This window comes from Streptomyces sp. NPDC053426 (assembly GCF_055585405.1).
Map to the genome: position 1 here is coordinate 298,644 of NZ_JBVJKE010000005.1, position 11,983 is coordinate 310,626.

An 11,983-nucleotide genomic window follows, 5' to 3' on the forward strand; every position below is an offset into this window, starting at 1 on the left:
CGTTCCTTCAGTGGGTTCCACCGTAGTAGGCGTCTCTCGCCCCCATGGACGCGACGTCCATAACGGTGAAGGGAAGCTGCGTGACCGGGGACTCCGCTCCCGAGGCGTGCACGGCGAAGACGTCGATGACGTGCGTGCCCGGACTCCAGGGCCAGCCCGACTCCCACGACCAGATGCCGTTCGAGCCGACCGCGACGCCGCCCAGGAGCACACCGTTCTCCCGGAACCCGACCTGAGCGGCGTCCGTGGCGGACCCGGTGAACACGACCCTGGAGTCCATCACCTGCTCGTGGGCCACCGGTTCCAGCACCACCGGTGCTCCGGCGCTCTGCCCGACCGTCGACATCCCGGAGCCCCAGTCCGTGCCCACCATTCCGGACACGGGCGGAACGGTTCCCCCGGCGGGTGCTTCGACCGCCGTGAAGTTCACCTCGGTCCGCTCGGTTTGATAGCCCGCCGCGTCCACCGCGTACACCTTCACCGGATGCCTGCCCGTGCTCCAGGACCTTCCCAGCTCCCAGGACCAGTTGCCGTCGGCATCGACGTCCGTCTGTCCCAGGTACTTGCCGTGCTCCCAGACGATCACACGGACGGCACCGCGGGCGTGGCCCGTCAACCGTACGGCGTCCCTGCGCACCTCCTCCTGGAAGGCCGGCGCGGTGATCACGGGCGGTGGGAACTCTGGGCCCCTCACCACCGATGTGGAGGAGAGATACGACGTGATGGCCTGCCGGTCACGGTCGGGTTCCTCATACCCGTTGCGCACGTGCCCCAGGCGCGGCGCGATCCCATCGATCAGGAAGTTGGCGATGCCCATCAGGACAGGAACGTTGCGCCCCGCCACCTGGGTGTGGTCGGCGATGTGCGGGGAGTCGCTGAAGATGAGGTTGAAGTTCTCGTAGTGCTGAAAGAGCCCCAGGAAGGGTTCCACCTGAGTTGGATACTGGTCGTCCTGAGCCGCGGACACTAGGTAGATGTTGGCTGCGCGGTTCGCCCCCGCGCGCAGCAGGTCCGGGATGAGCGCGTCCACGATCCGCACGTTCTGCTCGGGCACGCCCTCACCGAGCATGAACCGGGCGACGCCCGGATGCAGGTCCCGGACGTACGTACCGACCGAGAACTGCGGCGCGATGGCGACGATGTTGCGGAAGCCGTACTTCAGACCGAAGTAGAGGGCCGCGCTGCCGCCCTTCGAACTGCCCCACAGAGTGACGGAATCCGGGGTCAGGTCGAGAGCGTTCATCACCTTGGATATGAGGGTGACGACGGACTGTTCCAAGGAGAAGTCCATCTCCTTGCACAGGTAGTAGCTCCGGTTGTCCTCGAACTTGTCGCGGATCCAGAGAATGTTCGCCCGAAGCTTGTCGAATACGCCGTTGGACCAGCCGTAGTCGCCGGGCGCGGCGAAGTTCGCGAAGACGACGACCAGATGGCGGTTGCCCTTCTGCGCGTGGGTGAAGCGGTACTCGACCGGAAAGGTCCCGGATGCTTCGATACCCGTGAGCAGCTGCCGCCCCTTCGGGGGTGCTTTTGACATATGGGGACTCCACTCTCTGTTGTGTCTCGAAAGGCGGGCGGCAGGTACCTCCCGTGGCAGGTCGCGTGCTCAGTACCCTGCGGGTGCCGCGTCGGCCATGGCACTCGTCACCGGGAGGGACACGACGTCGCGGGCGGCTCGGCTCCGGTCACGTCCGCACCGTGACGTACCGTGCGACGGTGAACCGGACGTCGGTGCGCTCGGACTGGTAGCCGTTGGGGTCGACGGCGAAGAGCCTGACCATGTGCTCGCCCGTGTTCCACTGGCTGCCCCGGTCCCACACCCAGCCGCCGTCGGCGCCGACCGGAGCCGACGCCAGGTACTTGCCGTTCTGCCAGATGCTCACGCGGACCGCTCCGGGCGCGTAGCCCGCGAAGCGGACCGCTTCGGGCGGCAGCACAGCCCGCGCTTCGGGCAGGGTGACGACCGGTGCGGCGAACGACTCCTGCACCACGGACGTCGACTTGAGATAGGCCTCGATACCCGACTTGTCGGCGTCCGGCTCCTCGTACCCATGACGGGTGAGGCCCAGACGTGGGGCGATGCCCTCGACGAGCAGGTAGGCGATGCCCAGCAGAGGGGGCGTGTTGCGCTGGGTCACCTTTCCGTGCCCGGTGATGAAGGGGGATTCGCTGAAAACGAAGTTGAAGTTGCGGTAGCGCTGCAGCAGCCCCAGGAACGGCTCCACCTGGGTGCTGTACTGCTCGTCCTGCGGCGAGGACACCATGTAGATGTTGGCCTCGGGGTTCACCCCGGACGTGAGCAGGTCGGGCAGAACCGCGTCGAGTACTCCGACGTTGTCGTCCGGCATCGTCTCGCCCAGCATGTGGCGGCCGACCTGGGGATAGACGTCGCGCACGAACGTGCCGATCCGGAGCTGGGGAACACTGGCCACGATGTTCCTGAACCCGTATCTCAACCCGAAGTAGAGGGCCGCGCTGCCGCCCTTCGAGCTCCCCCACAGTGTGACGTCGCCAGGCGACAGTCCAAGGGACGTCATGACCTTCGAGATGAGCCCGATGACGGATCTCTCAACGGAGAAGTCCATCCCCTTGCACAGGTAGTAGGTGTTCTGGCCGTCGAACAGGTCACGGATCCAGAGGATGTTCGACCGAAGGCTGTTGAAGACACCGGTGGCCCACCCGTAGTCGTCCGGCGCGAAGATATTGGCGAAGACGACGGTCAGGTGCCGATTGCCGTTCCTCGCGTGGGCGAACCGATACTCGACGGGGCAGGGACCGGAGGTGTCGATCCCCTGGACCGTCGGTCGTCCCTTCGCTGCTGCATCAGACATGGTGCGGTGCCACTTTCCGATCGGAGATCATGTAGGGATGCCGCACACCGTCTCCCCGTCCCCGTCCTCCGAACGCAGGCGTCGTAAGGGCCGGTACCTGGCTGCCTCGGCGGCACTGCTGGGGATCGTGAGCACGGTGGCCGTCGTGCAGACGGCGGGCCCTTCCCGCTCCTCCACCTCGCCTCAGACGCTGATCACAGCGACCTGGAACATGTGTGGTGTACGGGAGTGGAACTGCGCGGGCACCGGGAGCCGTGCCGCGAAGAAGCGGGAACTGGAACGTCTCGCCACCCGTTCCGGGGCGGAGGTGATCCTGCTGCAGGAAGCCTGCGCCACGGATGTGGAAGCGGTACGCGGAAACCTGGGCCCGTCCTGGTACATCGCGTTTCGCCCCTACACATGGAGCGACCGCGCCGGGCGTACGGGCACGGTGCGATGCGGCACGGCGGGCCCCGCCGGTCGTGCCGTACTCTCGGCGTATCCCCTCTCCGCCGTGCGCACGGTGCCTTCGCGACAGCCCTCGGCCGGCGTGCGGCGCGGCATCCTCTGCGTGTCGGTCGCAGCGCGGGACATCAGGGTGTGCGCCGCCCATCTCAGTCCGCCCCGGAGCGGCCGGGCCGACCGTGGCCAGGAGCTCCGCGACGACCAACTGAACGCGTTGGTGAGCGCGGTGCCCGAGCGGCGGACCGTCTACGGCGGAGACCTGAACGTGGATCCGCCGGGGGAGGACAACCCCGACTCCTGGGTGTGGCCGGACCGGCCTTATCGCGTGCACCGGGAGTGCGACCAGGAGTCCGACAGGCCCGGACCCGCGCGGGCGACGCATGTTTCGCGGCACAAGCTGGACTACCTTTTCACCGGATTGCCCGTACTCGAGTGCCGGGTGCGCGACACCGGTGTCTCCGACCACCTGGCCCTGCTGATCCGGGTGGACACCCGCACCGGCTGAGGCCGTACCGGGGGGAATGAGCGGGGGGCGGGTCATCGGATGCCTGGGCCGTCCGGCACGGCCGGGCACACCGACGGCCGGCCACCCGGCGAAGCCATCGTCATCACATGATCACTTCTTCGAAAGCCTGTGCCGCAGAGGGCTGGGCGGGTACGGCGCCGACCAGCCCCGCGGGCGCGTGTTGGCCGGTGAACCACTGCGACGTGCCCCATTGGACGGGGGTCATCGGCCTTCCCGCGTGCCGGGTGTCGACGGTTCCGACGGCCGGTGCGTGTGCCTGTCCGGGCTCGAGGTCTCCGCCCGCGACCAGCATCCGGTCGGCGAGCCGCGCGGCGGCGTAACCGTCGTCCAGGTCGCAGAACTCGCGCTGGAACCACTGGTACCGCTCGGCGTAGAGGTCCTGGATCCGGTCGATGTCGCGGATGGCCGTCACCAGCTCCTCGGACGTGTAGAGAAGGGGGCCCGGGGCGCTGCCCTCGAAGTCGAAGTAGAACCCGCGCAGGGTGTCGCGGTAGTGGTCCAGGTCGTACGTGAAGAACAGGATGGGCCGCCCGGTGTTGACGTAGTCGAACATCAGGGAGGAGTAGTCGGTGATCATCACGTCGGTGATCAGCGAGAGGTCGGCCATGTCCGGGTAGTCGGAGACGTCGAAGACGAATCCGTCGCCGGCGCCCGGCACCGGGTCCACGACATTGGGGTGGCGGCGCACCATGAGGACGTGGTCGGACCCGAGCCGCGCACGCGCGGCCTCCAGGTCGATACGGAAGTCCAGCTTGTACTTGCCGGGCGCGTAGAACTGGTCGTCGCGCCAGGTCGGCGCGTACAGCACCACCCGCTTGCCCTCCGGCAGTCCGATCCTGCGGCGGATCTGCTGCTCCCGGGCTTCCATGCCGGGCCGGCGCAGGATGTCGTTGCGCGGGTAGCCGCTCTCCACCATCTCGCCGGGGAAGCCGAAGGCACGCTTGAGGATCGGGGTGGAGAAACTGTTGGGGGACACCAGCATGTCCCAGTTCTGCACCTCCTTCTCGACGCGTTCCAGATAGCGCTGGTCGGCGAAGTGGATGGACTCGATGTCGTGGCCGATCTTCTTCAGCGGTGTGCCGTGCCACGTCTGCACGACGACCTGACCGTCCCGTTTCTTGAACCAGTCCGGGAGGTGGTTGTTGGCGACGACGTACCGGCTGGTGGCGAGGGCCTCGTACCACTCCGGTGACCACATGCGGACGGGCGTCGCCGTGGGCGGCACCTGGACCTGGTCGTCGCGTACCACCCACAGGTGTTCGAGGCCGACACGACGGCGCACGAGTTCCTCGTGCAGGGCGCGGGGGCTGTCGGAGTACTGGGTGCCCTTGAAAGCGTCGAAGAGCACGGCGTCGCGCACCGGCTCCCGGCGGGCCGCGGGGTAGGCCTTGGTGCGCAGCAGCTTCTGCCGGTAGGGGCCGCGGGCGTGATCGGGCATCGCCGAGTGAACGAGGAGCGACAGCCGGTCGTAGGCCTCGGCCTGCATCTCGTAGCGGCGTTCGTTCCTCTCGTACTCCTGCGGGAACGCCTCGATGTGGTCCTGCTCGATCTTCACCATCAGGTCTTCGAGGCGGTCCTCGCGCGCCACGGCGGAGAGGTCCTGGCGGCGCAGGAAGAAATCCCATCGTCCGGCCGCGAGCGGGATGTCCCCGGCCAGGGTCCGCATGGCGGCGGGGGCCAGTACACAGCGGAACTCGTAGCCGTCCCAGACCAGGGGTACGGAACGTTCCGCGCCGTGCGCACGCGAACGGACCACCAGATGAGCGGACCGGTACTCCTCCTGGGTCAGCCGGTCCGCGGCCAGGTACCGTCCCTGGATCTCCAGCGAGCCGTCCTCCCGCCACGCGCACCGGGTCGCGGTGGGGAGGGTCGCGCGTTCGAAGAGCACGAGATAGCCGGATCCGTTGCGGTGGACGACGACCTCGCGGTCGCCCTCCCGGGTCTGCAGTGACGTCGGCATGCGGTAGTGCCCGTCCGCCGTCTCCTCCGCCATGACGGGGTACATGGTCATCTTGCGGCCCTCGACGTGGAAGGTCGTCTTCCACCCGTTGCTGCCCATGCCCCAGGACTGCGGGACGTCCGCGTCCGTCCCGGCGTGGGCGCGGGACTTCGGCACGAGGCTGCTCAGGGGCAGTTTGGCGGAGAACGTGCACCATCCGTCGCCGCCGGGCGTGAAGTGGACACGCGCGTCGTGCCGCCCGGCTCCGCTCATGCTGGTGACGCGGAGTTTGCCCCATTCCGGCACCTTGGGGCCGAGGTAGACGCCGCGCAGCTCCAGCTGGTCACCGACGAGACGGTGCCGGGTGATACGGCAGCGCACGATCTCGACGCGCAGCTTGAGCTTGCCCTGCAGGAAGACCGGGAGGATACGTGTGTTCTTGTCGACGTACCGGTAGGGCGGGTTGGCTGCGCTGCCCGCGCCGCCCCGGTCGATGCCCCGGTAGCGGAACAGTCCGCGGCTGAGGACACCGGCGGCCACGTCCCAGGTGCCCTCGACCCACTGGTTCTTGCGCTTGAGGCGCGTGGTGTCGATCCGCGCCTCGAAGCCGGCCCAGTCATAGCAATAACGATTCTGCTTCGAGTCCTCGGTGGCCTGCGGCGCATAGACGGTCTTCGCCGTGGTGATCGTCATGCGGCCCTGCTTCTTGTTCCGCAGGGCGATCGCCTTCACCGACATGTGCTTCTTGTGCACGTTGATGAACCGGACGTAGGCGGTTCCGGTGAGGATGAGCATGTCGGACTGGGAGCCCCACCGGGCACCGGACAGCGAGCCGTGCAGGGAGAGTTCCTTGTCCAGCCGGTAGGCCTTCTTGTCGAGGCCCACCTCCCGGTCACCGAGGTAGGGGTAGTTGAGGTAGCGCCGGAACCGCCGCTGCACGGGCATGGGACCGCCACGACGCTCGAACTCGACGACTTCGAGGAGTTCGGCCAGGCGCCGCTCACGCACCAGCAGCCACTTGACGCGGGCGTCCGCGGGCAGCTCGTCGATGATGGTGAGGTCGGTCTCGTCGAGGAACTCGTTGGCCCACTGCATGAAGGAGTGCTGGTACTCCTCGTCGGCGTCCGGGAGCACCTTCAGGTGGAGCATGAGGTCGGACTTCAGGCACGCGAGATCGTACTTCCGCTTGCTGTCCGCGTACTCCTGGAAGTCCTGGTCGCCGAGGAAGCGGCTCACGGACTGCACGGCCGCGACGCGGTCGCGCAGGTTCGACAGTTCGGAGTGGCGCTGGGTGATGGAAGGTGCCGCTCCGCCCTCCCGGCGGCGCCAGAAGTAGACGACGTCCGTGATGACGTCGACCTTGGCGGCGCTGAAGTGGGCGTACATGTTGACCCACGAGTCCTCGTACATCACGCCTTCGGGGAACCTGATGGAGTGGTGGTCCCAGAAGGAGCGCCGGAAGAGCTTGTTCCAGACGGTGCGGTCGTAGATCAGCGCCTCGAACTTCGTGATGTGCGTGCCGCGCCGGTTCTTCTGCATCGGGCCCTTGTGCAGCGGTGACTGCCACTTCTTGGTGGAGTTCATCATCTGCACGTTGCCCGAGACGAAATCCGCCTCGGATTCCTCGAGGGTGCGCACCAGGAGTTCGTAGGCGTACTCGGGGATGACGTCGTCGCCGTCCACGAAGGCGAGGAACTCCGCCGCGGGGTGGGTGTTGCGCAGTCCGGTGTTGCGCGCGTGCCCCGGCCCGTGGGCGTGCTGGCGGACCAGGCGGAAGCGGCGGTCGGCCGCGCAGAAGTCGGCCGCGATCCGCACCGATCCGTCGGTGGAGCCGTCGTCGACGAGGACGACCTCGAAATCACGGAACGACTGGCGCGCGATGGACTCCAGGCATTCGGCGAGATAGGCCTCGACGTCCTGAAAGGGCACGACAACGCTCAGGCGCGGATGAACCACCAACTCGTACTCCTACCAAGACATTTCGCCCATCAGGACATCAGCGGTCCACTCTGGACGCTCCACCCCCATACGCGGCGCACGGCGACCCCCTGCCGCCATGCCCCATCAGCACCCCCGGCCTCGCGAAAGCCCCCCTCCACACCGGCCACAGGTCCCACACATCTTAAGCCACCCATAAAGGTGGTCAAGGTTCATTCATGTGGCATTCATCGCTCTGCCGTGCTATCGCCACCCGAACGGGACTGAGCCATGAACCGCTGCCTATAGTTCTCCCACTGACGTGATCGCCTCAGTGGACCGGTTCTCCCCCCACCCGGGCCCTGCCACTCCGCCACGCGGAGCCCGTGAGGAGAGGAACCGAACATCATGACGCACAGCGCCACCACGGAGTCGCGGCGTGCGCGGCCGGAGACCGGCGGCGGACGCCGCCGGTCGCAGCGTCCCCGTCGCCGCTGGGGGCGCATCGTCCTTCTGTCGCTCCTGGCCGTCCTGCTCGCGGCGGGAGGCACGGGATACTGGCTCTACAGCGATCTGAACGGCAACATCGACGGGGTCGACCTGGACAAGGCCCTCGGCGACGACCGTCCGGAGAAACTGCCGACCTCCGGACAGAACCTGCTGATCCTCGGCTCGGACTCGCGCGCCGGCGCGAACGCCGAGCTGGGCACCGGCAAGGTGTCGGGCGCCCGGTCGGACACCGCGCTGGTGGTGCACATCCCCGAAGGGCGCCGGCAGGCCGTCGCCGTGAGCATCCCGCGCGACACGCTCGTCACCCGCCCGGAGTGCGCCAAGGAGGACGGCTCCACCTTCCCGGAGGCCGAGCGCGTCATGTTCAACTCCGTGTACTCGACGGCCGGCCCGGCCTGTGTGGTCAAGACCGTGGAGAAGATGTCCGGCGTCCGCATGGACCACTACATGGAGATCGACTTCGCCGGTTTCAAGGGGCTGGTCGACGCGATCGGCGGCGTGACCGTCACCATCGACGAGCCCATCAAGGACACCTCCAGCGGCCTGGACCTGAGCGCCGGAACCCACAAGCTGGACGGCACCGATTCCCTGGCGTTCGTGCGGACCCGGCACGGCGTCGGTGACGGCAGCGACCTGGGCCGCATAGGACTCCAGCAGCAGTTCATGATCGCCCTGCTGAGCGAGGTGAAGCGGCAGGACCTGTTCGGCAGCCCCACCAAGACGTACAAGATCGCCGACACCCTGACCTCGGCGCTGACCACCGACTCCGAACTGGCCTCACTGACCAGCCTGGCCGACTTCGCGCGCAGCATGAACGGGGTCGATCCGGCATCCATGGAAACGATCATGCTTCCGGTGGCGTACGACAAGATCGACCCGAACCGGGTGGTGGCCGCACATCCCCAGGTCGATCAGCTGTGGGAGGCGATCCGCTCCGACACGGAGATCCCCGAGTCCGCGAAGAAGTCGCCGGCGACGGGCGGCTGACCCCCGGCACGGCGCCGGGACGGCGACGGCCGCTCAGCTCCCGAGGGTGTCCCACCGCGTGAGAGCGAGACCGTCGCCGTCCTCCTGACGGGCGACCCTGGGCCTGCCGTCGGTGCCGATCAGCGCCATCACCACGCGGCCCCGCCCGTCCCGGCCCAGGGCCGGAGCGCCCTGGCAGGACTCGGCCAGCGCGTACCACCAGAATCCGGCGGCCTCGTTCTCGGTGCCGCCCATGCCGAGCACGGCCGCGCCGTCCTGGTCACGGTAGGCGAGGACGACACAGTCGTAGCCGTCCAGCGACGTGCGGAGGACCGCGTACGGCCGCTCGGCGGGAGTGCCGCCCAGGGCCACGGGCCAGTCGCCCGCCCGCCAGGCCGCCGCGCCGCCGCTCTCGGCGTCCGTCCAGAAGAACGTGGCCCGTCCGGGACCGGTCTCCAGGGCCGCGACCGTGCCCGGTGCGGGTCGCAGCGAGAAACCACGGGGACCCGCGAAGTCGCCGCCGGGCTCGGACTGACGCCAGACGAGCGCGCCCGTCTCGGCGGCGGCGCAGACCTCGATCCGTCCGTCGGCGAGCGCGACCGCCGCGGGCCGGGCGTCGATACCGCCGCCGCGCAGGTCCTCCCACGCCCGCCACTTGCCGTTCGGGGCCTCGCGCCGCAGCATGAGGCCGCCGTGCGCACCCCGCAGGAACACGTGCACGGTGCCGTCCTGGGCGACCGCCCCGACCGGCGCGGCGGGCGGACCGGACTGTTCCGGTTCCTTGTGCGGGTTGCCGAGGGACCGCCAGTCGCTGAAGGCGAGTCCGGTCTGGTACTGGACGGCGTGCACGATGTCCACGTTCCGTTTGCCGTCGGCGCCGGTGCGCTCCCTGCGGCCGAGGAAGTGGACGTAGGTGTTGGCTCCCTGGACCACCGTCAGATGTGTCAGCCCGGCCACCGGCACGAAGTGCGGACCGCTCCACTCCGGGCCGCCGACGGTGGTCTCCGTCCAGCGCAGCAGGCCGCCGTCGGTGGGGGCGTACAGCGTCAGCCGGCCGTCCTTGCCCCGGGTGAGCCAGTCTCCTCGGGCCGCTCCGGACGCGACCCCCCGGTACTGCTCAGCGGTGCGCCCGTCCTTGACGGAGGCGCCCATGGGGCCTGCCGGCTTTCTCCGCATCGCCTGGTGAACCTTCCTGAAGCCCGCCGCATCGCAGACACGGGAACCCTGAAACTCGGCACATCATATGTCGATCGTTCATCTGTTCCCCGGGCTCCGTCCCGTCGGCTCGGATGCCGGGCCGTCCTCAGACCTCCCGCCACGCCCGCAGCGCCAGCCCCGGCTCGTCCTTGCGGCCGGTGAGCAGGAGGGTGCCGGTGGACGGGATGAGGGTGGCCGCGACGATCTCGTCGTGTTCGTCCAGGGCCACGGCCACCTCCGCGTCGGGGGGAAGCCGGGGGCCGGACTCGGTCCACCAGGCACCGGCCCGCTCCCGCTCGGTGGGGTAGGCGGCGAACGCGACGCGGCCGCTCGCGGAGCGCTGGGCGAGCACCGTGCAGTCGTGGCCCTCGACGTCGCAGCGCACGGCCGATACGGGGCCGGGGCCGGCCGCGGTGACGAGGGGCACCGGCTCGGACCCGGGGCGCCAGGCGCACACCTCCCCGCGTTCGCCGGTGAAGTAGAGGGTGGTGTGTTCCGCGGAGGTGGCCAGCGCGCGGAGGGTGCCCGGACGTGCGAAGGCGCCGGTGTCCTCCGACCGCACGGGCTGCCCGCCGGGCTCCTCCTGGCGCCAGTGCGCGATCCCGCCCGGGACGGCCGCGTACAGCTCGACCAGGCCCGACTCCCCCGTCACGGCCGCGAGTCGCTCCTGGACGCCCTCTCCCCCGAGGTCCTGCCACGGGTTCCAGCCGCCCTTCTCCTTCTGCGCGAGCAGGCTCACCCCGCCGCCCTCGTTCCGGACGAAGACGTGCGCGCGGCCCCGGTCGTCGACGGCGACGGCGGGTGTGCCGGTGCGGTCGCCCTTCTTGTCGGGGTGGCCGACGGGGGTCCAGTCCAGCGGGGCGAGGCGGGGGCGGAAGTGGGTGGAGTGCACCAGGCCCGACCCGTCGGACCCGGTGGGCCGCCAGGCGACCAGGTGGGCGTAGCCGTCGGCGCCCTGTCCGACGGCGGGTCCCGGACGGAGTCTCTGGTCGCCGCCGACCCTGCGGGGTGTCTCCCAGGGGCCGCCGGGGGCGAGTTCCGCGCGGCACAGGACGGCGTCGTCCGACGGCAGGTAGACGGTGAGGCGGCCGTCGCGGCCGCGGAGGAGCCAGTCGCCGTTCACCGGTTCACCTTACGCAAACCGGTTCGTGCGGCGTGGGCGGACCCGACACCCGTCTGCCGCGTCGTCGTCGGTCACCGGATCCCCACGACCGGCTCCGCCCGCGTGCGGCGGGGCGGGCGGGCCGCGCGTGGGAGGCTGGCGGTATGGATGACACCGCCGCCCTGCTCGTGATCGTCGACGCCGCGAACGTCGTCGGGTCGGTGCCCGACGGGTGGTGGCGGGACCGGCGGGGGGCCGCGGAGCGGCTGCGCGACCGGCTGGCCGCGGACGGTCTGCCCGGTCGTTCCGGTCCGGTGGAGATCGTGCTGGTGGTCGAGGGGGCGGCGCGCGGGGTGGAGTCGGTGTCGGGCGTTCGGGTGGAGTCCGCTCCGGGCAGTGGTGACGATCACATGGTCGCGCTGGCGGCCGGGGCGGGGGACCGCCCGGTCCTGGTCGTCACGGCCGACCGCGAGCTGCGCCGCAGGGTGACCGCCGTGGGCGCGGAGGTCGCCGGTCCGCGGTCCGTGCCCCGCTGAGACCGGCGACGCCCG

The 11,983-nt window shown here is 69.4% G+C and carries 8 protein-coding genes; 3 read left to right on the forward strand and 5 right to left on the reverse strand.

All coding sequences use genetic code 11. The annotated features are described in order from the left end of the window. Nucleotides 1–7: 7 nt before the first annotated feature. Nucleotides 8–1,537 carry an Ig-like domain-containing protein gene (locus ACZ62B_RS13155; protein WP_344564479.1) on the reverse strand — a complete coding sequence of 510 codons (1,530 nt, stop codon included), beginning with the start codon at nt 1,535–1,537 and terminating at the stop codon, nt 8–10. Between the two features lie 148 nt (nt 1,538–1,685). Further along, the gene (locus ACZ62B_RS13160; RefSeq protein ID WP_344564478.1) at nt 1,686–2,831 is read right to left on the reverse strand and encodes a hypothetical protein; all 1,146 of its coding nucleotides are present in this window, start codon (nt 2,829–2,831) and stop codon (nt 1,686–1,688) included. A 37-nt stretch (nt 2,832–2,868) separates the two neighbouring features. Here ACZ62B_RS13160 and ACZ62B_RS13165 point away from each other — a divergent pair, with 37 nt between their 5' ends. Beyond that, entirely contained in the window at nt 2,869–3,780 is a 912-nt protein-coding gene (locus ACZ62B_RS13165) for an endonuclease/exonuclease/phosphatase family protein (protein WP_344564476.1), read from the forward strand. Between the two features lie 103 nt (nt 3,781–3,883). Here the strand turns inward: ACZ62B_RS13165 and ACZ62B_RS13170 are convergent, their stop codons facing one another. Continuing rightward, nucleotides 3,884–7,669, reverse strand: coding sequence for a bifunctional glycosyltransferase/CDP-glycerol:glycerophosphate glycerophosphotransferase (locus ACZ62B_RS13170; RefSeq protein ID WP_382051667.1), 3,786 nt, complete (start codon nt 7,667–7,669; stop codon nt 3,884–3,886). A 396-nt stretch (nt 7,670–8,065) separates the two neighbouring features. Here ACZ62B_RS13170 and ACZ62B_RS13175 point away from each other — a divergent pair, with 396 nt between their 5' ends. Continuing rightward, nucleotides 8,066–9,154 carry an LCP family protein gene (locus ACZ62B_RS13175; RefSeq protein ID WP_344564472.1) on the forward strand — a complete coding sequence of 363 codons (1,089 nt, stop codon included), beginning with the start codon at nt 8,066–8,068 and terminating at the stop codon, nt 9,152–9,154. Between the two features lie 33 nt (nt 9,155–9,187). On the opposite strand, the gene ACZ62B_RS13180 is transcribed toward ACZ62B_RS13175, so the two are convergent. Then, the gene (locus ACZ62B_RS13180; protein ID WP_344564470.1) at nt 9,188–10,309 is read right to left on the reverse strand and encodes a DUF8189 domain-containing protein; all 1,122 of its coding nucleotides are present in this window, start codon (nt 10,307–10,309) and stop codon (nt 9,188–9,190) included. A gap of 127 nt (nt 10,310–10,436) precedes the next feature. Beyond that, nucleotides 10,437–11,453 (reverse strand): PLL family lectin, encoded by a 1,017-nt coding sequence (locus tag ACZ62B_RS13185; RefSeq protein ID WP_469690279.1) that lies wholly within the window; start codon nt 11,451–11,453, stop codon nt 10,437–10,439. 143 nt (nt 11,454–11,596) lie between these two features. Between ACZ62B_RS13185 and ACZ62B_RS13190 the strand changes: the two genes are divergently transcribed. Further along, complete coding sequence (locus ACZ62B_RS13190) at nt 11,597–11,968, forward strand: PIN domain-containing protein (protein WP_073930905.1); 372 nt, start codon at nt 11,597–11,599, stop codon at nt 11,966–11,968. Nucleotides 11,969–11,983 lie beyond the last annotated feature (15 nt).